At 37.7% G+C, this 23,542-nt stretch carries 23 protein-coding genes; 16 read left to right on the top strand and 7 right to left on the bottom strand.

Going from position 1 to position 23,542, the window contains the following annotated elements; genetic code table 11:
• From AC5YDM_RS11325 to AC5YDM_RS11335, 3 genes are all read left to right on the top strand, one after another.
• The coding region (locus AC5YDM_RS11325) for a DUF2345 domain-containing protein (RefSeq protein WP_496152219.1) at positions 1-1,578 on the top strand (1,578 nt) is incomplete at its 5' end.
• Positions 1,579-1,585: 7 nt separating this feature from the next.
• On the top strand, positions 1,586-3,751 hold the full coding sequence (locus AC5YDM_RS11330) for a M35 family metalloendopeptidase (RefSeq protein ID WP_496152220.1): 2,166 nt from the start codon (positions 1,586-1,588) through the stop codon (positions 3,749-3,751).
• A gap of 34 nt (positions 3,752-3,785) precedes the next feature.
• Positions 3,786-4,385: a hypothetical protein gene (locus tag AC5YDM_RS11335; protein ID WP_496152221.1), complete on the top strand. Its 600-nt coding sequence runs from the start codon at positions 3,786-3,788 to the stop codon at positions 4,383-4,385.
• Positions 4,386-4,673: 288 nt separating this feature from the next.
• Here the strand turns inward: AC5YDM_RS11335 and AC5YDM_RS11340 are convergent, their stop codons facing one another.
• Positions 4,674-6,386, bottom strand: a complete 1,713-nt coding sequence (locus AC5YDM_RS11340; protein ID WP_496152222.1) for an electron transfer flavoprotein-ubiquinone oxidoreductase — start codon at positions 6,384-6,386, stop codon at positions 4,674-4,676.
• Between the two features lie 202 nt (positions 6,387-6,588).
• On the opposite strand from AC5YDM_RS11340, the gene AC5YDM_RS11345 reads away from it, so the two are divergent.
• The 5 genes from AC5YDM_RS11345 to AC5YDM_RS11365 all read left to right on the top strand — a co-directional run bounded on the left by AC5YDM_RS11345 (position 6,589) and on the right by AC5YDM_RS11365 (position 11,032).
• Positions 6,589-7,200 carry a DUF1285 domain-containing protein gene (locus AC5YDM_RS11345; protein ID WP_496152223.1) on the top strand — a complete coding sequence of 204 codons (612 nt, stop codon included), beginning with the start codon at positions 6,589-6,591 and terminating at the stop codon, positions 7,198-7,200.
• A gap of 51 nt (positions 7,201-7,251) precedes the next feature.
• The gene (gene murI / locus AC5YDM_RS11350; RefSeq protein WP_496152224.1) at positions 7,252-8,130 is read left to right on the top strand and encodes a glutamate racemase; all 879 of its coding nucleotides are present in this window, start codon (positions 7,252-7,254) and stop codon (positions 8,128-8,130) included.
• A 110-nt stretch (positions 8,131-8,240) separates the two neighbouring features.
• On the top strand, positions 8,241-9,257 hold the full coding sequence (locus AC5YDM_RS11355; RefSeq protein ID WP_496152225.1) for a DUF4062 domain-containing protein: 1,017 nt from the start codon (positions 8,241-8,243) through the stop codon (positions 9,255-9,257).
• 78 nt (positions 9,258-9,335) lie between these two features.
• A complete protein-coding gene (gene hemH, locus AC5YDM_RS11360) occupies positions 9,336-10,346 on the top strand; it encodes a ferrochelatase (RefSeq protein WP_496152226.1) in 1,011 nt (336 codons plus the stop codon).
• A 41-nt stretch (positions 10,347-10,387) separates the two neighbouring features.
• Entirely contained in the window at positions 10,388-11,032 is a 645-nt protein-coding gene (locus AC5YDM_RS11365; RefSeq protein WP_496152227.1) for an MBL fold metallo-hydrolase, read from the top strand.
• A 362-nt stretch (positions 11,033-11,394) separates the two neighbouring features.
• Here the strand turns inward: AC5YDM_RS11365 and AC5YDM_RS11370 are convergent, their stop codons facing one another.
• Complete coding sequence (locus tag AC5YDM_RS11370; RefSeq protein WP_496152228.1) at positions 11,395-11,574, bottom strand: DNA gyrase inhibitor YacG; 180 nt, start codon at positions 11,572-11,574, stop codon at positions 11,395-11,397.
• An 89-nt stretch (positions 11,575-11,663) separates the two neighbouring features.
• On the opposite strand from AC5YDM_RS11370, the gene AC5YDM_RS11375 reads away from it, so the two are divergent.
• The 3 genes from AC5YDM_RS11375 (at position 11,664) to AC5YDM_RS11385 (ending at position 14,019) form a co-directional block, all read left to right on the top strand.
• Positions 11,664-12,332: a class I SAM-dependent methyltransferase gene (locus AC5YDM_RS11375; protein ID WP_496152312.1), complete on the top strand. Its 669-nt coding sequence runs from the start codon at positions 11,664-11,666 to the stop codon at positions 12,330-12,332.
• Complete coding sequence (locus AC5YDM_RS11380; RefSeq protein WP_496152229.1) at positions 12,325-13,545, top strand: FAD-dependent monooxygenase; 1,221 nt, start codon at positions 12,325-12,327, stop codon at positions 13,543-13,545. Before AC5YDM_RS11375 ends, AC5YDM_RS11380 begins: the two co-directional genes overlap by 8 nt.
• A 66-nt stretch (positions 13,546-13,611) precedes the next feature.
• Positions 13,612-14,019, top strand: coding sequence for a GFA family protein (locus AC5YDM_RS11385; RefSeq protein ID WP_496152230.1), 408 nt, complete (start codon positions 13,612-13,614; stop codon positions 14,017-14,019).
• A gap of 86 nt (positions 14,020-14,105) precedes the next feature.
• Here AC5YDM_RS11385 and AC5YDM_RS11390 read toward each other — a convergent pair whose 3' ends face one another.
• The gene (locus tag AC5YDM_RS11390; RefSeq protein WP_496152231.1) at positions 14,106-14,438 is read right to left on the bottom strand and encodes a HopJ type III effector protein; all 333 of its coding nucleotides are present in this window, start codon (positions 14,436-14,438) and stop codon (positions 14,106-14,108) included.
• Positions 14,439-14,593: 155 nt separating this feature from the next.
• On the opposite strand from AC5YDM_RS11390, the gene crcB reads away from it, so the two are divergent.
• On the top strand, positions 14,594-14,974 hold the full coding sequence (crcB, locus tag AC5YDM_RS11395; RefSeq protein WP_496152232.1) for a fluoride efflux transporter CrcB: 381 nt from the start codon (positions 14,594-14,596) through the stop codon (positions 14,972-14,974).
• Positions 14,975-15,087: 113 nt separating this feature from the next.
• Here crcB and AC5YDM_RS11400 read toward each other — a convergent pair whose 3' ends face one another.
• A complete protein-coding gene (locus tag AC5YDM_RS11400) occupies positions 15,088-15,336 on the bottom strand; it encodes a type B 50S ribosomal protein L31 (protein WP_496152233.1) in 249 nt (82 codons plus the stop codon).
• A gap of 121 nt (positions 15,337-15,457) precedes the next feature.
• A complete protein-coding gene (locus tag AC5YDM_RS11405) occupies positions 15,458-16,759 on the bottom strand; it encodes an ABC1 kinase family protein (RefSeq protein ID WP_496152234.1) in 1,302 nt (433 codons plus the stop codon).
• Positions 16,760-17,000: 241 nt separating this feature from the next.
• On the opposite strand from AC5YDM_RS11405, the gene AC5YDM_RS11410 reads away from it, so the two are divergent.
• Complete coding sequence (locus AC5YDM_RS11410) at positions 17,001-18,257, top strand: SfnB family sulfur acquisition oxidoreductase (protein ID WP_496152235.1); 1,257 nt, start codon at positions 17,001-17,003, stop codon at positions 18,255-18,257.
• Between the two features lie 99 nt (positions 18,258-18,356).
• Positions 18,357-19,631, top strand: a complete 1,275-nt coding sequence (locus AC5YDM_RS11415) for an acyl-CoA dehydrogenase family protein (RefSeq protein ID WP_496152236.1) — start codon at positions 18,357-18,359, stop codon at positions 19,629-19,631.
• Between the two features lie 88 nt (positions 19,632-19,719).
• Here AC5YDM_RS11415 and AC5YDM_RS11420 read toward each other — a convergent pair whose 3' ends face one another.
• Entirely contained in the window at positions 19,720-21,087 is a 1,368-nt protein-coding gene (locus AC5YDM_RS11420) for an MATE family efflux transporter (RefSeq protein ID WP_496152237.1), read from the bottom strand.
• A gap of 39 nt (positions 21,088-21,126) precedes the next feature.
• Positions 21,127-21,588 carry a DMT family transporter gene (locus tag AC5YDM_RS11425; RefSeq protein WP_496152238.1) on the bottom strand — a complete coding sequence of 154 codons (462 nt, stop codon included), beginning with the start codon at positions 21,586-21,588 and terminating at the stop codon, positions 21,127-21,129.
• A gap of 127 nt (positions 21,589-21,715) precedes the next feature.
• On the opposite strand from AC5YDM_RS11425, the gene hemW reads away from it, so the two are divergent.
• A complete protein-coding gene (hemW, locus tag AC5YDM_RS11430; RefSeq protein WP_496152239.1) occupies positions 21,716-22,870 on the top strand; it encodes a radical SAM family heme chaperone HemW in 1,155 nt (384 codons plus the stop codon).
• Positions 22,871-23,038: 168 nt separating this feature from the next.
• Positions 23,039-23,461: a hypothetical protein gene (locus tag AC5YDM_RS11435; RefSeq protein WP_496152240.1), complete on the top strand. Its 423-nt coding sequence runs from the start codon at positions 23,039-23,041 to the stop codon at positions 23,459-23,461.
• Positions 23,462-23,542: the final 81 nt, after the last annotated feature.

Consider the following 23,542-nt stretch of genomic DNA (forward strand, 5'->3'; position numbering starts at 1 on the left):
GATGTACTGACCCCATGGGCAGGTGAAGGCTACGGTGCACGCTTCCTACCCCGCATCGATGAAATTGTGGTGATCGACTTCTTCGACGGCAACATCGACCGCCCATTCGTGGTGGGACGCATCCACGAAGCACAACGCAGTCCAACCAAATTCGATATCAAAGGACAGTTGCCAGACACCAAAAAGCTGGCTGGAATAAGATCAAAAGAAGTGCAAGGCGAAGGCTATGGACAGCTTAGATTCGATGACACCACAGGGCAAATCAGTACCCAACTGCAAAACAGCCACGGGGCAAGCCAACTTAACCTGGGTAACCTGAGTCATCCAAAAGAGACAGAACAGAGTGATGGACGAGGTGAAGGCTTTGAGCTGAGAACGGATCAGTGGGGAGCAGTTAGAGCAGGACAAGGACTCCTTCTGTCAACTTACAAGCAAGACCAAGCCACAGGCACGCACCTTGATGCGAAGGAAGCTAAACAACAACTCGAAAGCAGTCTGAACAACGCTAAAGCTTTAAGTGAAGTGGCAAAGAATCAGCAGACCGATCCGCTTGAGGTAATCGATAGCCTGGATTCTCTTCTTAAGGGTTTGGAAGTCACTAAGGTTGCTGCTATTGGTAATTTGGTGAATGGATTTAAAGACAGCTTAGCGAGTAATCCTTTAAATGCACTTCAGAATATAGGTGGGTTTTTTGATCAAGTTGGATCGATTAAAGGTGATGTTAAAGGTGTAATTCAACAGTTTAATGATTCTTTTAAAGATGTAAAACAAAGCATAAAAGAATTTGAAGGGCTGGTAAAAGGTGTTGGTCAAAATGTAGAAAATTACAAAGATCAGTTTTTAAGTCTTCAAAAAGGATTTTCTGATAATCCTTTTAATGCGTTAAAAGATGCTAAAAATCTTTTCGGAAATATTCAGCAAAATGTAAATAGCATTGAGAATGTCAGTGGCTTGCTACAAAACAGTTTTAAAAGTCCATTGGATAGTTTCAAAGGTTTGCAAAGCTTTGCGGATAACTTAGGGGCGAAAGCAAAAACTGATGCGAAAAGTGAATCTGAATTTAAGATTTTTCAAAATGCAATGATGGTATTGGCTGCACCAAATAGTATCGCATTGACAACAAATGAAGATATTCATTTCTCTGCTGATAAGCAAATTTATGAGAATGCGGGCGATAGTATTCAATACAGTACTCAAAAAAGTTTAATTACGCATGCTCAATCTAAGATTAGCTTATTTGCAGCACAGGAAGGTGCAAGGATTTATGCAGGTAAGGGGAAGGTTGAAATTCAGGCTCAAGGGGATGGAGCAGATTTAATTGCACGTAAAGGTGTGCAGGTTATTTCTACTGAAGACAAGATTGAAATTAAAGCGAGTAAAAAAATTGTTTTAATTGCAGGTGGTTCTCAGATTGAGATTAGTAGTGGCGGTGTCTTGTCGACTACAAGTGGGAAGTTTGAGGTGAAGGCGGGGCAGCATTTGTTTACTTCGAGACAAGATGTTTCACATAAATTTAAAGCACTACCTGAACTAAATCTTGAAAAAGTAATCTCAGGTAAATTTTGGTTTTCTGGATAATAATTAAATGTATAGAATCGTTCCACCAATAGCTAATATAAGCAATTCAAAAAAGTTAACTATTCAAGATATGTTTAATAGTGGGGGCCAAGATAACTTTTTGATTGGTAAAAATAAAATGTTACATGGTGGTGTACATTTGAAAGGTTCAAATAGTCAGAATTATGTACAGGCGATCGCTGATGGTAAAATTATTGCTTATAAAATAGATTCTACTTACAAAAAATACAATCCTGATCCTAACAATTCATCTTTGCAATTAGAGTTTTCTAGTAGTTTTATTCTCATTGAGCATAATTTTGAATATTCCACTGATCTAGAAATTACAAATGTATTTCGAGGGTATAAATTTTATAGCTTATATATGCATTTAGCGCCAAAAACAGATTATTTTGATGGCAATGGAGTAAAAAATAGCAAAAAAATTCCTTATCTTTTTTCAATGAAACAAAATTCAGCTGTTTTAAAGACGCATAATGGAATGTTAACGATTGGAGAAAAAATAGATTTTGGGAAAAAAGCTGTATATCAAGGTGATTTTTTAGATGCAAAAATTGCATCTAAAGGACTAGATCTTTGGATTAATAAGAAAAATATTAGGTTTTATAAAAAATCATCAAGTGATATGACATTAGCTGATAATTTGGATTATGTATTTCTTAAAAGTGAGTCAAATCCAAATAATTTCTTAAGCACAATACAATTTGATAAAGTTATAGATTTATCTAGCAATCCAATTCCAATTAAATCGGGTGATTTAATTGGATACTTAGGAAAAAATATTGAAGATAATAACAAGACTCAGGATGGAGTAATTCATTTTGAAATTTTTTGTGATAGTAAAAATATTAGCTTTTTAGAAAATAAAAGTAGATTACAAAATTTTACAAATTCTGATTTAACCACAATGATAAACACTGATAGTTTTCTGGGAGGGTTATTTTACAGGGAGAAAAGAGGGAAAAGTATACTAAATAATTATGATGAAGTTACATATATTGGTAAAAATAATACAAATTACGAAGAGTTTGATGTTTCTACATTAAGCAGTAATACAATAAACTTAAATAATTATCCAAAAGTTTGTACTGATATGGACTGGTTATATGGAAATAACTCTTGGAGTAAAATTAGTTTTTTAGAATTTTGTGATGCAGATTACACAGCAGATATAGAAAATAAAATAAAAAAATTAAGTCCAAGTAAACAAAAACAATGGCTGTATGTAGAAACTCACTCCGAATGGGCAAAAAAAAATATTGAAAAAAGATATGCAATTTTGAAAACTGGTAAAAAAATAAATTCAAAAATAAAAATCCCTCAGCTGAATAGTAATGAATTTAAAAATTTTATTGATTATGCCTCAGAATTTTGTTTCTGGGAAGAAGTGAAAACATTACCCGCTTTTGATAGTATAGTGAATTTTAATCCAATCTTTTTTTTGGAAAGATTAGATCGATGTTTTAGTCCTTTTTCTTTTATTAGTTCAGATGAGATGTTTGAATATCTTAGATATATAGTTAATAATTCTCAGATTTTAGTTGAAGAAAGATTAAATCAACTGGAGGTTTGGAAAAAAAATAGATTTTCAAGATCAAACCCTATATCTAATGAATTTACGAAATGGTTTGGCTATCAATTAAATGTAATTGTTAATCCTAAACCCTATCATACTAGCTCACCAGTAAATAATATTCAGACCTTAGATTTAGCAGTTACACATATTATTGGTATTTTGAAAAAAATTAATGAATTTTTTAAAAGTATAGATTTTAAGAGTTTTGTTAGTGGCATTAGTGTTAGTGATAATTATGAAAATACGTATGCGTATGTATTTCCGCAAGCTAAATTGAATAGACCGATTTTTTTAACGTATTCCTTAGTAAAGCAAGATATTACATTAAACAACGGGAAAGGTTCCTTTAAATTAACAATTAACAATTTCACTGAAGAAGCTGTGAATACACTATGTCATGAGTTAAGTCATTTCTATGACCTTGGTGGTTTGGATGATATATATACAATTGTTAATGGTACTCAATATGGGCCATATGGAGATATGTCTTGTAAAGATTTAGCTTTAAATCATCCGAGTGCTAGTTTAATGAATGCTGATAATTTGAGTTTTTTTATTCAAGGAAATAATTTTAAAAATGAAATTGATCTTATTTAATATTATTCTTTTAATAATATTTACGGAGGGTTCTATGGCTAAAGATTATGAGATTAACTATGGAGGGAAGAATTCAAATATCCCTGAAAACTTAAAAAGTATCAGTGAATTTGAAAAAAATAAAATAAGGAATAATTTTTTAAAATTAAAAGTTGTAACTGTTGATAGTATTAATGAAATTTCATATTTACCTTTAAGTGTTAAAATTTCAGGTAAATTTATAAATAATGATATTTATATTGATGTTGTTGTAGAGAATTATACGAATCAAAAATGGTTTATTCCATCACCATCTATGTATCACGGAAATAGATTTTTAACGCTTATGGATGATGTTGGGATGTATCACTATCCTGATATAAAGTATAAGAACCGAGTTGTGACAAATGACGAGACAATGTTGGTTATTCAAGAAAAAGATAAAATTAAAATAAAATATAAATTAAATTTAAATGATAGACTATGTAATAATGTTTCGAAATTATATGTTGAACATAGATTTTTACCTGTTTTTTTAATAAATGATGATAAGTATGTGTTTGAAAGGAAAAGTCATGGAGCTGTTATTAGGTCTGATAATTATTTAAAAATTGATTGTAAAAATAAATTAATAGATAGTTTTGTTAGTAAATAGTATTTATTAACATTTTTCTAAGTGAATAGCTTAATGCTCTTTTTGATTTGAAGATACCTGTACATGGTATTTATTATGTAGGTCTTCCTGTATAAACTCAATTAACCTCTTGTTCGTTTCAGGGAGTATAGGAAGCAAAAACGGAGAGTAAGAGAATCACTGATAGTGGTCGTGATTAGTTGTATAACTAGTATTTTTAAATTTCAATTAAAGCATTTTATAAAAAAATAAACCCGCACTAAGCGGGTTTATTTTTATCTTGAAAAGATTACATATTGGGATACCTAATTACATGTTAGGGTAATTAGGACCACCAGCACCTTCCGGTACTACCCAGGTGATATTCTGAGAAGGATCTTTAATGTCACAAGTCTTACAGTGCACACAGTTGGCTGCATTGATTTGGAAACGCTTCGAACCATCATCATTTTCCATGATTTCATAAACACCTGCAGGGCAATAACGCTGAGCAGGCTCATCCCATTTTGGTAAATTTACATTCACAGGAATAGATGGATCTGTCAGTTTCAAATGCGCAGGCTGATTCTCTTCATGCACCGTATTCGATACAAATACTGAAGACAAACGGTCAAAGGTTAACTTGCCATCTGGTTTTGGATAATTCGGTTTAAATGTCTCAACGTCTTGCGTTTTCAACGCACCGAAGTCAGTCACTAAATCATGTAAGGTGAATGGTACTTTAAAGACATTTTGATCGATGAAGTTAAATGCACCACCCATCCATTGACCAAATTTGTGCATCGCAGGGCCAAAGTTACGCGAGTTGTATAACTCTTCCTTCAGCCAGCTGTTGTTGAACTTGTCTGTATAAGCGGTCAGTTCTTTTACAAAGAAGTCTTCGCCTTCAGTAACACGAGCAACAGCGATATCACCACCTTTCTCTGCACCAGCAGCAATGGCTTCAAATACCGCTTCACCTGCTAACATCCCTGACTTCATTGCAGTATGAGAGCCTTTGATTTTGGCGAAGTTTAAGAAACCTGCATCATCACCAATCAAACAACCACCTGGGAAGGTCAGTTTAGGTAAAGAATTAAAACCACCTTTCACTACAGCACGTGCACCATAAGAAATACGCTTACCACCCTCAAGGAATTGCTTGATCAGAGGATGTGTTTTCCAACGTTGCATTTCCATAAATGGATACATGTGTGGATTTTGGTAAGAAAGGTCAACGATCATACCTAGAGTCACTTGATTATTTTCTGCATGATATAACCACCAACCGCCTGAAGAACCTGTTTCACTCAAAGGCCAACCTGCACCGTGCATCACAGTACCGGCTTTATGTTTAGCAGGATCAATTTCCCAAAGTTCTTTAATACCAATACCGTAATGCTGTGGATCAGCATCTTGGTCAAGGTTGAACTGAGAAATGAGGCGTTTACCTAGGTGACCACGACAGCCTTCAGCAAAGATCGTATATTTCGCATGTAACTCATAACCAGGGGTAAAGTTGTGCGTCGGTTCGCCATCTTTCCCAATACCCATGTCACCTGTTTGAATGCCTTTCACCGTACCATCTTCGTGGTAAAGGATTTCAGCAGCAGCAAAACCAGGGAAAATTGAAACTTCTAATTCTTCAGCTTTTGTCCCTAACCAACGAACTACGTTACCTAAAGAGATGACATAGTTGCCCTCATTGTGCATGGTTTTAGGCACCATCCAATGCGGCGCTTCTTGAGATTTGGTATCAGAAAGAAGGAAGAACGTTTTATCTTCAGTCACAGGCACATTTAAAGGTGCACCTTGTTCTTTCCAATCAGGAAAAAGTTCATTGATTGCACGCGGTTCAAGTACAGCACCCGACAGGATATGCGCACCCACTTCAGAGCCTTTTTCGACGACACAAACGGACAAATCGTTTAGGTTATTTTCAATTGCAAGTTGACGAATTTTAATTGCAGCAGATAAACCTGCAGGGCCTGCACCTACAATTACGACGTCAAACTCCATCGATTCACGTTCGATGTGTTCCATAAAGGACTCCTCATACTGTTAGGGGTGGCAACCGTATTATTTGTTCATTAAGAGAACAAAATCGGTGCTGCCATGAGTGTTCTCAATTCCTAGATACGAATTAATGATCGAATCTTTAATATATTTTGCGCTAGTATAGTTTTAATCCTTGATCAAGCCAATTGGCTGAGTCGTTATATTTTTCGTCAGCAGGGCATAAACCATGGTAAAACAAAATGATTCTAAAAAAGAAGCAACAAATACTCTTGTACCTGATGATAAAAATTTAAGCAATATTTCACAATATCTAAAAAATGCACAATCCAGTCACAAAAGGTCAATCCCCCCTTTGGATCAATGGCATCCAAAACATTGTGGTGCAATGGATCTCAAGGTGAAAGCCAATGGAGAATGGTGGCACGAAGGTCAATTGATCAAAAGACAAAGCATGATTGATCTATTTTCAACGGTACTTTGGAAAGAAGGTGGGAAATTCTATTTAAAGACACCTGTTGAACAGATTGAAATCGAAGTCGAAGATGAGCCTTTATTTGTAAGTCGTGTTGAGCAGATTCAGCTTGATGGTTTGAACTATATACAACTTAGTACTACTACGCAGGATGTCGTGATCGTTGATCAAGAGCATCCGATTTTCATGCGTGAATTTGATGGTGAATTACGTCCATATGTTCATATTCGATTTGGGATTAATGCGCTGATTCAACGCGCGAGTTTCTTTCATTTAATTGAAATGGGGGAGTTAATGGAAAATCAGCAGGGTGAATCAATTTTATTGCTCAAAAGTGGTAATTTTAATTTGCAATTGGGAACGTGAGGTTTAAGCTTTGACTCATCCATTTTATCTATTTGAAAAGTAGTCGCTAGAATGTCTGCAATATTACCTCATATGCCGATGAATGAACCAATGCCACATGCAAAGCAAAATGCACCGATTGGTATTTTTGATTCGGGTATAGGAGGGTTGTCGGTGGCACTTGAGATCGCACGTTATTTGCCACAGGAACGTATTTTATATTATGCCGATACTGCTAACGTTCCATATGGTCCACGGGATGATCAGAATATTCGTGAATTAACGGCACATGCTGTTGAGTGGTTGTATCGCCAAGGCTGTAAAGTGGCAGTGGTGGCATGTAATACGGCCTCTGCATTTAGTCTAGATCACTTGCGGGAACATTATGGGGAGAAATTCCCAATTGTTGGTTTAGTGCCAGCCTTAAAGCCTGCGGTTTTACAAACTCAATCCAAGTCTGTGGCAGTATTGGCGACACCAGCGACTTTTCGTGGTAAGTTGATTAAAGACGTCATCAAAAACTTTGCTGAACCTTTAGGGGTAAATGTTTCTACAGTGACGTGTTTAGATTTGGTGCCATTAGTGGAATCGGGACAGCAAAATTCACAGGAAAGCCATCAACTCCTTCAGCAACTTCTAGATCCAATTGTTGATCATGGCGTGGATTTTTTGGTGTTGGGCTGTACGCATTATCCCTTTTTAAAAGATGCGATTCAGCATGTGTATGGCGATAAATTAAGCTTAGTTGATTCCGGATTTGCTGTTGCTCGACAGACTTCTCGAATTTTAATTAAAAATGATTTGGTTTCGAATCAATTTGAAATGGATCAACCTCGTTTAGCATGTTTTGTCAGTGGACAAAATGCAAAAGAATTAAAACCAATAATCAAATGCTTAATTGATTCAGAAATCTCGTGGACGGTTGAAAATATAGTTGAAAAATTCAACTAATTCGTTCAGCATACAAGGTGGAAAATAGAATAAAGAACAATTGGGTAGTGTAACCTTTGAGAAATGATGAAAGGTTAGATATAAAGTTATACAAAGGAACGGGTTAAGCTATGCTCGACAAGCGTTACCAAGTTTTTATTATAACCTCTGGTAAAGAGATGCAGCCCGAAAGAATGGTTGTGTCTCAGACACTGATCGGTATGGGGTATTTCTCTTGGGGATTAGAACAGAGAACTCCATTGAGTACCGCTTTTGCACGACGTCAAATAGACGATTGTGATTACGTTCTTTTGCTTCTTGGTAGCCAATACGGTGAACAATCTGTTTCAGGTGTGAGTTATATGCACCTTGAATATATTTATGCGGTGACCAAACAAAAACCCATTATTGTGTTAATGCATGATAATCCTACTGCTCGAGATCCAGAACTCCAAGAAACACGTCAAGACCTTAAAGATCGATTTAATGATTTTAGGCACCAAATTCAAAAAGAAATTGAACAAGTTATTCCTTATAAAACTCCTCGTGAATTAGAGTTGGCAATTCGCTCACAAATGCCGCAAATGTTAGAACGTTATCCGGTATTGGGGTGGGTGCGTCCTCAAAGCATTCAATCTTTACAAGATGAGATTGATCGTTTGAAGTCGGAATTGGCTCAAGCGAAAATGGGGAAGATTAATGGAGAGGTTGATCCATTTTTATCTTTACCTCGCGTCAATATGAAAGATAGCTTCAGTTTCGATTATCGAATGCATGCCTACCAAGATGGCAATTTTAAAGATTTGAATGTTATTCGTGAAATGTCATGGGGCGAACTATTTAAAGTTCTTTCCTCTGATTTTGTTGAAGCGACACCTGAAGAAAATTTTTCTAAGGTGATGAATCAATATTTAAATGAAAGTGGTTTGGCGGATGCGCAAAAGCAGATGCCAAGAACCCATGCGATTTCTCGTGCTCAAATTAATGTTCGCTCTTTACATATTATTAAACAGCAAATGCGTCAAAATGAATGGATCGTTCCTGTTGGACGTGATGACCGTCAAAGATTGCTGTGGAAAGTCACCGATAAATCAGCAATGATTTTAAAAAATAATGCCTTAATGGAAAGACATTCTCGAATCATATAAATTTGATTTTATTCCTGTCGTTTGCTCAATTGTCTGATAAAGTATTTTCAGAATTATTGAATACTGATGTGGAAGAGAATGACTCAGCCAAAGCCTAAGGTTACTGTGATTGTCGCTAATTTGGGGACTCCCGATGCCCCTACAGTTCCAGCGGTTCGTCAATTTTTAAAAGAATTTTTATCTGATCAGCGTGTTATTGAAATTCCATCGTTGTTATGGAAAGTCATTTTACATGCTTTTGTTTTGCCCTTTCGCCCTAAACGAGTTTCAGAAGCCTACGCTTCAGTTTGGACATCTGATTCTCCGATGCGTGAGATTCTATTCAAGCAAGTTGAATTGATTCAAGCAAAGTTAATTGAAAATAATCAGGATTTTGAACTTAATATCGTACCAGCTATGACTTATGGCAATCCGAGTATTCATGGTGCTTTAGATAAAATCAGTTTGAATCCTCAGGATCATCTGATTCTATTTCCTTTGTTTCCACAGTATTCTGCTACATCTTCAGCACCATTGTATGATGCAGTTTCAAAATGGGTACTTACCCAAAGGAATTTACCAGGTCTTAGTATTATTCGAGATTATTACCAGCATCCTGCATTTATCGAAGCTGTTGCACAAAGTGTATTGGACTACCAAAAAGTACATGGTCAAGCTGAAAAGTTGCTAATGTCATTTCATGGCATTCCACAGACTTATGCAGATAAGGGTGATCCTTATGCCGATCGCTGTCGTATCACTGCTCAGAAAGTGGCAGACAAATTAGGATTGACTGATCAGCAGTGGGCAATTAGTTTTCAATCACGTTTTGGCAAACAGGAATGGGTTAAACCATATACTGATCAGATTTTAAAGGACTGGGCAGAACAAGGTGTTAAATCCGTTCAAGTGCTTAGTCCCGCATTTTCTGCTGACTGTTTGGAAACACTTGAAGAGTTGGCTGTAGAAAATCGAGAATTATTTTTAGGTCATGGTGGTGAAACCTATGCCTATATTCCTGCTTTGAATGCAAATCTTGATCATATTGAAATGCTCAGCTCCTTTATTCATGCACAGCTAGATGCGCTTAAAATTACTTTAGCGCACTAAATTAATTTTTTTAATTCGAATTTTTAATATTAGGTAAAACTATGCTTCAAGTGAAAATTGTTCCTGTAACAGCCTTTGCTCAAAACTGTTCAATTGTCTGGGATTCGGAAAGCAAAGAGGCTGTGCTGATTGATGCGGGCGGAGAGCCTGAAAAGCTTCAAAAAGAAGTAGAAGAACTTGGATTAATCGTGATAGCGCTTTGGTTAACTCATGGGCATTTGGACCATGCTGGAGCAGTCGGTGCATTGACTAAATTATGGAATGTTCCGGTGATTGGCCCGCATAAAGAAGATGCTTTTTGGTTGGATATGATTCAAGAGGTTTCTGCGCGCTATGGTTTTCCAATCCCTGAACCTGTTGTGGGGAATCAATGGCTTGAAGGTGGAGAAGTGCTTGAACTTGGTAATGAAAAGTTTGAAGTACGTTTTGCACCAGGACATACACCAGGCCATGTGATTTTTTATAATGAAAATAATGGCGTATTGTGGACAGGTGATGTGTTATTTAAAGAATCAATTGGACGGACTGATTTCCCAAGAGGTAACCATCAGCAGTTGATTGATTCGATTCATCGTGAATGTTTTAGTTTACCTGATGAGACCCAATTTATTTCGGGACATGGTCCAATCAGTACGATTGGACATGAAAAAAAATACAATCCATTTGTTGCTGGTAAAGCTGGTTAACAGTTTATAAAAAAGATAAAGGACTGATATTTTCTAAAGGGGAAGATCAGTCCCAATTTCTAAGTGCTCTAAGCGGAGTAAAATTCCAGCAACAATAAAAAGACCAGCGACTATCAGTAAACTAAAATCTAAATAGAAAACTGCAGAGATCGCAAAAATTGCCCCTAAAATGAATAACACGAAGGTTAAACATAAAAGAAAAATATCGAAAAACATGACACACCTTTTCTGTTGTTATTTTGTGACATGAGTCACATTAACATAATTAAAAGGTAAAGTCATACTATATTTATGCTGAATATATATGAGTTATTGCTGAATTTTCATATCCTTAGAAGGAATTCGATTTATCTTTGGGAAAGTCATTCGAGATAAGAATCTTGATCTGCCTGAGGTGAATCTTCTGTTGGAAGTGTATATTCATCATTTGCCCATGCACCTAAATCGATCAATTTACAACGATCTGAACAAAATGGACGAAATTCATTGTCAGTCCAAAAGCTAGGCTGACCACAACGAGGGCAAGGAAAGGTCTGAGTCATGATGGGCTCCAGTAGAAGTGTTAGGGAACTGAACAATTAGTCAAATTCACTCAGAATTGCTAGACTTATGCCGATTTCCTTAGTTTGATCTGATTATGCCGATTCGTCAATTTCAAGCACAGCGTATGCATGCCCCACGTGATTTTAAAGTGATTCCAAATCATCCAATTTGTATTGAAATTGGAGCAGGGAAAGGTAAACATGCATTGTTGTTTAGTGCTCAAAATCCTCAGCACAATCTGATTGCAATCGAACGGACGCGTGAGAAGTTCTTGGCGATGCAAAAACAACATGAAATTGAAGGTCAGACAAACCTGAATCCAATTCATGCGGATGCTTTGCCTTGGGTGGTACATGCATTACATCCGAAACAAGTTCAACAGTTTTTTATTTTGTATCCAAATCCAGAACCACACAATCCAGCACAGCGTTGGTTGAATATGCCTTTTTTTGAGTTCTTAATTTCAAGATTAGATCAACACGGCACAGTCACATTAGCCAGTAATATTCCAGAGTATATTGCTGAAGCTGAACAACAATTGATTAACGTTTGGAAGTTGCCTTTCGTGAAAGAAGTGATTCCTGCAACTTCAGCGCGAACTCATTTTGAAGTGAAGTACTTAGAGCGTGGCGAATTATGCCAACAATTAATTATTTCCAAACCTGAAGGTTATATAACTCGGTTTGATGATTTTCAGCCTTTGCAAGGTCAAAATTCACAAATAGATAAAAATTCTGTTGAAACAAAACATGACTAAACCCCGTATTGCAATTGTCGGCGCAGGTCCTGCGGGGTTGATGGCTGCTGAGCTACTCAGTCAGTATGAATACGATATTCATGTATTTGAACAAAAGCCATCCGCTGCTCGCAAGTTTTTGATGGCTGGTAAGACAGGTTTGAATATTTCTCATGCTGAAGCTGTCGATCAGTTTATTCAACGTTATGATCATGCGGATTGGTTAGCACCCTGGGTGAAAAAATGGGATGCGGAATGGATTCAGCAATGGATGACGGATTTAGGTATTGAGTCTTATGTAGGTACTTCAGGACGTATTTTCCCGATTGAGATGAAGGCAGCACCATTATTACGTGCATGGCTGAAACGACTTTTAGAGCAACAGGTTAAATTCCATTACCGTCATCAAATTCTAAAGCTTGAAGAGAATTATTTAGAGATTTTTGACCATAAAAATGATCAAAAAAAATCTGAAAAGTTTGATGTGATTGTATTGGCGTGTGGTGCTGTTTCATGGTCACAGTTAGGCAGTGATGGCGCATGGCAACAGTGGCTCAAAGAGGGTGAAATTGAGCTTTTTCAAGCCAGCAATGCGGGTGTGGAACGTTCATGGTCTTCATTTATGCAACCAGTATTCGGCCAGCCTTTAAAACGTGTTGAAGCTTGGGTTGAGGGCGGAACGAAATCAGCTGGTGATATCATCATTAGTCATTATGGATTAGAAAGTGGTCTAATCTATAAGCAGGGTCGAGCTTTAAGAGAGCAACTTAAAACCTTGCAGTCTGAGCACAATTATATGCAAATCATCTTAGACTTATTACCGGATCTGAGTATTGAACAACTTGCAGATAAGCTGAAACCCAGCAAAAAACAAAGCTCAAGTAATGTTTGGCGTAAAGCAGGTTTAGATCAAACCAAAGCCATTTTAGTCCGAGAGTTGGTTCCAAAAAGTCTCTGGAATGATCCTTTCAGTTTAGCGACTCAGATTAAACATTTAATAGTTCCGCTTGATGGTTTTAGACCGATTGAGGAAGCAATTAGCTGTGCAGGTGGTATTAAACAATCGGTGTTAACTCCACAACTTCAACTCAAATCGAATCCACATATATTTTGCTGTGGGGAAATGTTGGATTGGGATGCACCTACAGGTGGTTATTTGCTTACAGCTTGTTTTGCTACAGGGCGTGCTGCTGCAGAGGGTGTACATGAATTTTTAACGCAAAATAATTCCTAAATTGTATTAAAAATGAACTTATTGTTGTGTTAGTCTTATTCGAATTGGTCTTGCTAGAACAATAAAATGACACAGCAAAAATACTCAGGACGTTGTTTATGTGGTGCAATTCGCTATGAAATTCATGGCGAAATTGGAGAAATTCTTCACTGTCATTGTCAGCGGTGTCGTAAATCAAATGGAACAGCTTTTGCCACCAATGCACCTGTGCGAATTAAAGATTTTAAATTCACTCAAGGTGAGCATTTATTAAAAACGTTTCAATCCTCTGAAACAACACAACGATGTTTTTGTCAGGAATGTGGTTCCCCAATTATTGGCATTAAAGCCTCAGCTCCTGAGTTTTATCGTTTAAGGTTAGGGACTTTGGATTCGATCATTTCGCAAAAACCAACCCGACATATTTTTGTTGCAGATAAAGCAAGTTGGGAAACGATTTGTGATGGTTTACCGCAGCATGATCAATGGCCTTAAAAGCGTTCGATTAAACGCTTTTAAGCGTGGCTCTTTAATCATTTTTTTTGTGTAAGACTTTGAAAATTAGTTAATTCACTAATCCATTATTTTGCTGTTAAGGCAGTTCCATCAAATTGAATGCCATCCCAACCATTGAGCATAAATTGACGAATATTTTGATGATCTGAAGCTTCTGGCGTATTGAGCACAGACGTATAGTGTTCAGCAAATAATGAAAGAGTTTGTTCTTTGTTTAAACCATTCAACTGTGCAAAAGAAAATACTTTAGCGCTACCTTGGTTCTCAGTTGCAGCATTGGTTTGTTGACCATTTTTAAAGGCTGTAGGTGTATGTGTATATCCAGCTTCAATAAATGCCAAAACGTCTGAAAATTTTACTTCGCCTTGAGCAAGTTGTGCTAATAATGTCTGAGCCATGGGTGTTTCCTTTGTGGCTACATTTGGTCTTTAAGCAAATGTGATGATTAAAAATTCGAAGATATTTTAACGAATTATCCTATTGATCTGTAGATGATTTGAACAATTTAGTAATGTTTTTTTATTAATGCATTAACAATATTTGAAGGCTAACTATGAACTGGTTACTTGTAGCATGTGGTGGAGCAATTGGTGCAAGTTTACGTTATGGCGTGGGTTTATTCATTACACCTTTGCATGCAGGATTCCCATGGGCAACTTGGATAATCAATATTGTTGGTTGCTTATTCGCAGGGATATTTTTTGCGATGAGTATGAAATATCCAATTTTACAAAATGAAGCACGTTTATTTTTAATGGTTGGAATATTGAGCGGATTTACGACTTTTTCTAGTTTTGGTTTAGAAACTTTTCAATTATTACGCCACGATCAAATTATGCTTGCAGGTCTATATGCGATCTCAAGTTTGATCATCGGGATTTTGGTACTTGGCGTAGGATATTACATGACGCATTGGATGATTTCTGCAAAATAAAAAAGAAGCCTAAGGATCTGGAGCGCACTTAGACTTCAATGAGGAGCTTAAAATTAGAAATCTATCAAACGAATGAACGTGAATAAAGCGTAGCTTTAAATATCGTTGTGAGCTTAACGTTTAAAGCGCCCAAACCGTTTATTAAAGCTCGCAATACGACCGTCATTGCTAGTCTGACGCATTTCACCTGTATAGAAAGGGTGCGAAGCGCTTGAAATATCAAGCGTCATGTAAGGGTAAGTTTTACCCTGATACTCTTTAGTCTGTTGAGGCTGAAGAGTACTTCCAATCACAAAGTACACATCTGCATTCGTGTCGTGAAAAAGGACATCTTGATATTGGGGATGAATATCAGTACGCATGAGAGAACCCTCCAGTTGAATCACATTATTGAAATATAGTTATGTTATAATATAACATTAAATATTAATCAAGCATGATTTCTGTAACTAGAGTATGCGAAATGTTAATTCTCAGTGTTGCTTACTTATTGAGGGTAGGTACAAACTCTTCGAACAAATCATTCAGATTATCATTTACCTTTAAATGAATCAGATTCCAATATTGACCTGAAATCGTTCGGTTCACCATTAAAGTGTCTGGAGATGGTTTGAAAGTATCCCAATATTTAAGGGATTTTTTCACCAGTTTTACACCATCATGATGTGCAGAATTTTCAGCAAAATCATATTGTGTTGTTAAGGGGCGAAGCAGTACTTCTAACCATTCATGATAAAGCTCTTCTGGAAAAACACCTTTTTCAGATAATGCATCTAAAGTTGTTAAATGTTCTTCAATGGTTGCAATGTCATTTTTTCGCCCAGCGCGTACTAACGTTTTAAATCGTTCTACGATGTCAATCGAGAGGGTTTTCACACCACCAAAATCATAAATGATCACGCTACCATCTTCGCGAAAAGCAAAATTGCCTGGGTGAGGGTCACAGTGGAAGCGTTTTAAATAAAACATCTGTTGCCCTAAAGCTCGGACTAAACGACGCCCCATTTCATTACGTGTTTGCAGATCCCATGTACTTGCAGTTTCAATATTTTCACCTTTCTCCAAACTCAGCGTTAAGATTCTGCTGCTTGAATAGTCTGTAAATACATTTGGGATAATGATTTTGGGGTCAAGTTTTTCATGAAAGGTTTTAAACACTTGTAAGTTTTGAGCTTCAATCTCGTAATTGAGTTCTTCATGCAAGCTGTCTTGAATCTCTTGGAAAATACGATCTTGTAACTTACGATCTACTTTCAATACACCCATTAAACGTAATGCTAAACGGACTTGTTTAAGGTCGCTTTCACAGGCTTCATCTACTCCAGGATATTGGACTTTAACTACTACTTCTTTGCCATTCGGTAAGGTCGCTTTATGGACTTGTCCAATAGATGCTGCTGCAAATGGTTGTTCATCAAAATGTTTGAAAATTTGTTCGAGCGGTTTGCCCAGTTCTTTTTCGACTTGTAGTTTGATTTGAGCAAAAGGCATCGCAGGTGCTTGGCGCTGTAATTTTGCAATTGCCTTGGCAACTTCAGGTGGAAAAATATCTTTATATTGGGATGCAATTTGTCCCACTTTCATCACTGCACCTTTCATTTCCCCTAAAGTGTCAGCGATTTGAATACCAATATCTTGAAAAAGCTTACTCCGTGCTTCATTTTTTTGATCTTCATCGGCATTAAAATTGCGAATTTTATTGGATACGGTTTTGCTTGCGATACTTGCAGTCATACCAGCAAGTTTCATAAAGCGACGACCGGGTGTGCTCGCATTTTTTGCCATCAGTAAAAATCCTCATAGAAGGGTTGGATTTGCATATTTGATCATAGGTGACAAATCGCATTATGCCTATTTGAAATTGTTAATGAGTTGTAAATAAATGAAAAATAACTGCAAAAATTAAATCATTTTTTATGAAAAACTAATTAGATCAAGCCTGATAAACAATGCAATTAATTGTATAAATCAGCGCATCATTTGGTGCTAAGTTGATTATAACTTATACAGTATTTGAGCATCATTCATGGGTAATTTAAATCACGGCCACGCACACTTTTCACATGGGCATAGCATTCCAGCTTCTGTTTTTGAACAAGAGAAACATGCACATATTATTCAATCCGATGCTGAAGCTATTCAGATAGCACATCAATTGGCAGCAGAGTTTGCGAAAGAGGCATCCCTTCGAGATCAAGAGCGTCGCTTGCCATTAGATGAAATTCAGCAGTATTCACAAAGCGGACTTTGGGCGATTAATGTACCGAAAACCTATGGTGGCGCACAGGTCAAATACCGCACCTTAGCAGAAGTGGTAAAAACCATTTCTAGTGTCGATTCATCGCTGGGACAAATTGCACAAAATCACTGGGTCTTTGTAGAGCATATTCGTTTAGATGCCAGTCCTGCGCAAAAAGGTTTTTTCTTCGATTTGTTGTTAAAAGGGATTCGTTTTGGCAATGCCTTCTCTGAAAAAGGCAGTAAAACTGTCGCTGATTTAAAAACAACGATTCATAAAACGGAGCACGGTTATGAACTCAATGGACAAAAATTCTTTGCAACAGGTGCTTTACTCGCACATTGGATACCTGCAGTTGCAGTGGATGATGCTGGCTTAGCCTATGCAGCATTAATCCCGAGAGATACCACTGGCTTAACCATTACCAATGACTGGTCTGGTTTTGGACAGCGTACGACAGCCAGTGGTTCGGTTGAATTGAATCAAGTCGTGGTTCGCGAAGAATATGTCGTACCCATTTATAAAGCCTTTGAAAGACCAACACCTGCAGGGGCAATTTCACAATTCATTCAAGCAGCTGTCGATGCAGGCATTGCACGTGGTGCAATTCAAGAAACGATAGATTATGTGAAAAGTCATGCCCGTCCTTGGATTGATTCGGGGCTTGAGAAAGCCAGTGATGATCCTTATACCATTGCCAATATCGGTGAGTTAAAAATTAAATTACGCGCAGCAGAAGCAGTACTGGACTTGGCGGGTGATGCAATAGATGAGGCGATTGCTCTGACCAATGAAGAAACAGTGGCGCAAGCAACGTTACTGGTGGCAGAAGCGAAAGTATTGACCACGGAAATTGCAATTTTAGCATCCAATAAATTATTCGAACTTTCTGGTGCACGGTCAACTTTACAACAACTCAATTTAGATCGACATTGGCGAAATGCACGCACACATACGCTGCATGACCCTGTTCGTTGGAAATACAACATTGTTGGAAATTATTACTTAAATGGTGTTTTGCCACCGCGCCATCCTTGGAGCTGATTTGGGATTATTCGAAGTGATTCGAATAACGAGCAGATAAAACAACAAAATTGAGAAAGTAAATTAAGAAAGAACTTGCTAAATAGTGTGGAAATAACAATGCCAAATACTCAAATTGATTATTCAGAATTATCAACTTCAGCAAACTACGAATTAGTCGCTGAGAAATATCGTCCAATTTTTAAAAAGATCGCTGAAGGTACATTACAGCGTGAAACAGAGATTATTTTACCGTTTGAACCGATTCAATGGTTAAAGCAGGTCGGCTTTGGTGCTGTACGTGTACCCGTGAAATATGGTGGTGATGGTCTATCTTTACCTCAGTTGTTTCAATTGCTCACTGAATTAGCCAAGGCAGATTCGAATGTGATTCAGGCTTTGCGTGGACATTTCGCTTTTGTCGAGGATCGCCTAATTGCTCACAGAGATCAGAATCAACAGGTGTGGTTCAATCGCTTTGTGCAAGGTGATTTGGTAGGGAATGCATGGACAGAAGTGGGCTCAGTCAAAATAGGGGATGTGCTGACTCGGGTAACACGTAATGCTCAAGGTCAGCTTGAAGTGAATGGCTCTAAATACTATTCAACGGGGAGTATTTTCGCTGATTGGATTGATTTATATGCTTATGATGACGTGAATCAGCGACCTGTAATTGCCGCTGTCAATCGTCATGATCAAGGTGTCAGTGTACTCGATGATTGGGATGGTTTCGGACAAAAAACTACGGGGAGTGGAACACTTACCTTAAATAATGTACCTGTAAAGGAGCCTCATCTCATTGCATTTGAAGATCGCTTTAAATATCAGACCGCATATTATCAACAATTTCATTTAGCGACTCTGACAGGAATTGCTCAGTCAGCGGTTGATTCGTTTAGTCATGAAGTTCGTGAACGTAAGCGTATTTTTAGTCATGGGAATGCTGATTTGGCTCGTCATGATGCACAGGTACTGCAAGTGATTGGGCAAGCCTCTGCAAATGCATATGCCAGTGAAGCCATCACCCAAAAGGTTGCAGAAAGTTTGCAACAGGCTTATTTAAGTCATTTTACGTCCACAGAGGTTTTAGAGCATCAGGCGAATGTTGCTGCTGAACTGGGATCTGCACAAGGACAAGTGGTGGTGTCTAAATTGGTATTAGATTTGACCAGTAATCTGTTTAATGCCTTGAGTGCTTCGGCAAGCAGCCGTGCAAAACAGCTTGATCGATTCTGGCGTAATGCACGAACTGTTTCTTCTCACAATCCTCTTATTTATAAAGAAAAAGCAATTGGTGATTGGGAGGTGAACGGAGCTGATTTGCCATTTGTATGGCAGATTGGAGCAAGTCCTGTTGCAGATACTCAAACCCAGAATCATGCAAAATCTGCTTAGTGTATTGAGAAGTAGAGTAAGCAAAGGCCGATTCGTTTGAATCGGCTTTTGCTTAAGCTATTTTATAAAACTATTACAGATTAAACGATCAAAAGAGCTTTGTCTGAGACTCTAATCGCTTATTGTTCATATATAAACGTGTCAGTAATAACACACATGCGATACTTAATCCGACAATCAGACCAATCCACACACCCGCAGGGCCCATGTCAGTAAAACGAGATAAATAAAGACCGACAGGGAAAGCGATGACCCAATAAGCAATCATGGTAATCCACATCGGACCTTTAGTGTCTTGCATACCACGAAGGCATCCAGCAGCACTGATTTGCCATGCATCCATGAGTTGGTAAGCGATAGCGAACAGCACCAAATACACTGCGATTTGGGTCACTACAACATCTGAAGTGTAAAGCGCTACAATCTGATTTTTGAAGAACCACAGTAAAAGCATGGTCATGAATGCCAAAACCGTACCAGTTGCCAATCCAATCGATTGGACTTTACGCATAGCAATCCAGTTTTGTTCACCATAATAGGTGCCAATACGAATGGTCAATGCAATTGCCAAAGACATGGGAATCATGAAGAGTTGTGAAGTGATCGAGATGGCAATTTGATGCGCAGCCACGATAGTTTCCCCAAGTGGACTGAGTACAATCGCAGCAGTACTAAAAATACTGACTTCAAAGAAAATCGCTAAACCAATCGGAAAACCTAGCATTAAAATGCGTTTCAACCAATATGGATTAATCTTTTCCCAGTGGGTGAGCGGTTGCGTACTTTGGTAAGCTTTATTTTTGAAAATATAAATCGCTAAGGTAATAAACATCATCCATTGCAAAATTGCAGTTGCAAAACCACAGCCAGCACTGCCCAAAGCAGGAATAGGCCCTAAACCATACATAAACAGATAGTTCATTGGAATCAGTACAAGCAAAGCCATTAAACTGATGACCGTGACAGGTCGAGGATGTCCAATCGCTTCAGAATAGCCACGCAATGCTGCATACATGGTCACCGCAGGCATACCAAAACCGATTGCGTGTAAGAATAAACCCGCTTTCGGTTGTAATGATTCAGGAACACCTAAAATTGGTAAAGTTGCTGGTAATAATTGAAGAATTAAGCCTGCGATAATACCCAATACCAAAGCAACCCATAGGGATTGTCTAGCGATGGTTGCAATTTTTTCAGGCGTTCGAGCACCATAGGCTTCAGCAACTAAAGGTGTGGTGGCAATCATAATGCCACTAAAAAGCAGCATCACTGGAATCCAAAGGCCGACACCAACAGCAATAGCAGCAAGGTCTGTTGCAGACAAATGCCCCGCCATAATGGTATCAATGAGCCCCAGACCTGCTTGAGAAAATTGAGTGATTAAAATCGGAATCATCAAATGAAATAGTTTTTTTAGTTCATAGCTCAATGATGTCGCAGATGAAACATTAGACACAAAAAGTACTCATATGTTTTATGTGCTTAGATGTAAGGTTTAGCGTTGTAAAGTGAGAAGCACACCAATAAAAATCACCACGCCACCCAGTAAGCGTTGCCAGTTAATCGGTGTCTGATCAGCCCCTAAAAAACCAAAATGATCGACGATCATTGAAGTTAGAATCTGTCCAAAAATAATTAAAGCGGACAATGAGAGAAAGCCTAGATGGGGAGCAGTATATAAACTCATACTGATCGCATAAACACCAAGTAATCCTCCTAACCACAAATACCAAGGAATTTGTGAGAGAAGTTCAATGCTTGGTTTTTCCACTTGTTGAAAAAACACCATGACTGCGAGCAGTATTGTACCAATGAAAAATGATAAAAGGGCAGCTTGTAAGGGTGAATATAAAAATTCGCGTAGTTGAGTATTAATTGCCGTTTGTATGCTCATGGCGATGCCAATACCAAAGGCTAGAGGCAAAAATAAGAGTAAATGGTTCGATATTTTTAACATCCGTATTTCCCACTTATTGCTTATAAATCAGTGCTTATTTATTAGTCTATAGCAAATTTGAAACAATATCGGCAGTGTTGTGATGTAGACATGTTAAAATACGATTTTGAAATTTTGAGCTTGTTCCTTGGCTGATTTAAATCCTGCATCTATTCCTTTATCTCTGTATATTCATATGCCTTGGTGTGTACGCAAGTGCCCGTACTGCGACTTTAACTCGCATGCTGTCCCCAATGGTGCTTTATCTATGGAGCTTGAGCAGGAATATTTACAAGCATTGGCGGAGGACTTTAAGACTCAAGTATATTTTGCTCAAGGTCGTCAAATTCACAGTGTATTTATTGGTGGGGGAACACCGTCACTCATTTCTGCACAAGGGTATCAATGGTTATTTGAACAACTTAAAGCCATAGTCCCTTTTGAAGATGGTTGTGAAATTACCCTAGAAGCAAACCCTGGCACGGTTGAACATGATCCATTTGCTGATTACTTAGCTGTAGGCATCAATAGACTTTCTATTGGTGTTCAGAGTTTTGATACCGATCATTTAAAGAAATTGGGTCGAATTCATTCGAATAATGATGCTATTTCTGCAATTAAGAATGCACATGAAGCTGGGTTCGAGCGTATCAATGTAGATTTGATGCATGGTTTGCCAGAGCAATCAATCGAACAGGCGCTCTTGGATTTAAGGCTCGCGGTTGAAAGTGGCGCTACACATATTTCTTGGTATCAATTGACCATTGAGCCAAACACAGTTTTCTTTAGAACTCAGCCAATTCTCCCTGTAGATGAGGTACTTGAAGACATTCAAGAACAGGGCGAAGCTTATTTAAAAACCAATGGTTATATTAATTATGAAGTATCTGCTTGGCGTAAAGAAAAACCATCAACGCATAATTTGAATTACTGGCAGTTTGGTGACTATCTTGCGATTGGCGCGGGCGCTCATGGTAAAGTGACTATGAGCGATGGTGTTTATCGCTTCCAAAAAACGCGGTTACCAAAAGATTATCTCGCTAAAGTTCCTGCTGAAAATTTACAGTTCAAGAAGATTGAAGCTGGCGACATGCCTTTTGAATTTATGATGAATGCGCTACGCCTAAATGAAGGTGTAGATGCCAGCTTTTATGCAGAACGCACAGGGTTAAATTTGTCTGAGTTAGATGAAACTTTAATCTCTCTTCGTCAAAGAAAGTTGATGATTGATGATCAAAACCGCCTTGCTTGTACTGAGCAAGGTCATGTATTTCTAAATTCAGTATTGGAAGAGTTTTTGTAAATATTGAATTGCATGTGCATCGTTCAGCGTATGTAATGAATTGATAGCAAATTCTGTTGCTAAGTTAAAATTTATACTTCGTATGTAAGCGATCCTGATTTTATCGACATCTGTTGAGAGAATGATCAAATACATTTTTTTAATTCTTTGATGATTCAAGGTGATGACATGAAATATTTTTTAACGACAGCATTATTAGGTTTTGCACTGGTTGGTTGCGCAGACAAGAAAGAAGCGACTACCCCGACTTCTGCTGAACAAGCGACGAGTCCCGCTACGTCAACAAATCCAGCAGCGAATGAAACAGCAACTACGATTGATCAGACGGCTCAGGCTGAGCAAGAAATTCACTTCACAGGTCCAAATGATCTTACCATTGCATTAAAAACGACAGATAATTTTGAAACAGCACAGCTTAGCGATAACTCAGATAAAACACATGAACTAAAACGTGTGATTTCGGGTAGTGGGATTAAGCTTGCGAATGATCAGGGTGTTTCTATTCATTTTAAAGGCACCGATACAGGTATGCAAGGAACTGTAGAGCTGGTAAAGGATAAGCCGATTGAAATTAAAGAATTTAAAAAGTAAATCGTATGACAAATCTTTAATTTTAAAATAGTCGCTTCAACAACATTCATTTAAAGATGAACTTTATTTTTCAATGTTGTT

The sequence above is a fragment of the Acinetobacter sp. CY81 genome (genome assembly GCF_059515925.1).

Coding starts and splice junctions, on each gene's coding strand:
- AC5YDM_RS11330 (WP_496152220.1), top strand. CDS start 1,586: ATGTATAGAATCGTTCCACCAATAGCTAATATAAGCAATTCAAAAAAG.
- AC5YDM_RS11335 (WP_496152221.1), top strand. CDS start 3,786: ATGGCTAAAGATTATGAGATTAACTATGGAGGGAAGAATTCAAATATC.
- AC5YDM_RS11340 (WP_496152222.1), bottom strand. CDS start 6,386: ATGGAACACATCGAACGTGAATCGATGGAGTTTGACGTCGTAATTGTA.
- AC5YDM_RS11345 (WP_496152223.1), top strand. CDS start 6,589: ATGGTAAAACAAAATGATTCTAAAAAAGAAGCAACAAATACTCTTGTA.
- murI (WP_496152224.1), top strand. CDS start 7,252: ATGTCTGCAATATTACCTCATATGCCGATGAATGAACCAATGCCACAT.
- AC5YDM_RS11355 (WP_496152225.1), top strand. CDS start 8,241: ATGCTCGACAAGCGTTACCAAGTTTTTATTATAACCTCTGGTAAAGAG.
- hemH (WP_496152226.1), top strand. CDS start 9,336: ATGACTCAGCCAAAGCCTAAGGTTACTGTGATTGTCGCTAATTTGGGG.
- AC5YDM_RS11365 (WP_496152227.1), top strand. CDS start 10,388: ATGCTTCAAGTGAAAATTGTTCCTGTAACAGCCTTTGCTCAAAACTGT.
- AC5YDM_RS11370 (WP_496152228.1), bottom strand. CDS start 11,574: ATGACTCAGACCTTTCCTTGCCCTCGTTGTGGTCAGCCTAGCTTTTGG.
- AC5YDM_RS11380 (WP_496152229.1), top strand. CDS start 12,325: ATGACTAAACCCCGTATTGCAATTGTCGGCGCAGGTCCTGCGGGGTTG.
- AC5YDM_RS11385 (WP_496152230.1), top strand. CDS start 13,612: ATGACACAGCAAAAATACTCAGGACGTTGTTTATGTGGTGCAATTCGC.
- AC5YDM_RS11390 (WP_496152231.1), bottom strand. CDS start 14,438: ATGGCTCAGACATTATTAGCACAACTTGCTCAAGGCGAAGTAAAATTT.
- crcB (WP_496152232.1), top strand. CDS start 14,594: ATGAACTGGTTACTTGTAGCATGTGGTGGAGCAATTGGTGCAAGTTTA.
- AC5YDM_RS11400 (WP_496152233.1), bottom strand. CDS start 15,336: ATGCGTACTGATATTCATCCCCAATATCAAGATGTCCTTTTTCACGAC.
- AC5YDM_RS11405 (WP_496152234.1), bottom strand. CDS start 16,759: ATGGCAAAAAATGCGAGCACACCCGGTCGTCGCTTTATGAAACTTGCT.
- AC5YDM_RS11410 (WP_496152235.1), top strand. CDS start 17,001: ATGGGTAATTTAAATCACGGCCACGCACACTTTTCACATGGGCATAGC.
- AC5YDM_RS11415 (WP_496152236.1), top strand. CDS start 18,357: ATGCCAAATACTCAAATTGATTATTCAGAATTATCAACTTCAGCAAAC.
- AC5YDM_RS11425 (WP_496152238.1), bottom strand. CDS start 21,588: ATGTTAAAAATATCGAACCATTTACTCTTATTTTTGCCTCTAGCCTTT.
- AC5YDM_RS11435 (WP_496152240.1), top strand. CDS start 23,039: ATGAAATATTTTTTAACGACAGCATTATTAGGTTTTGCACTGGTTGGT.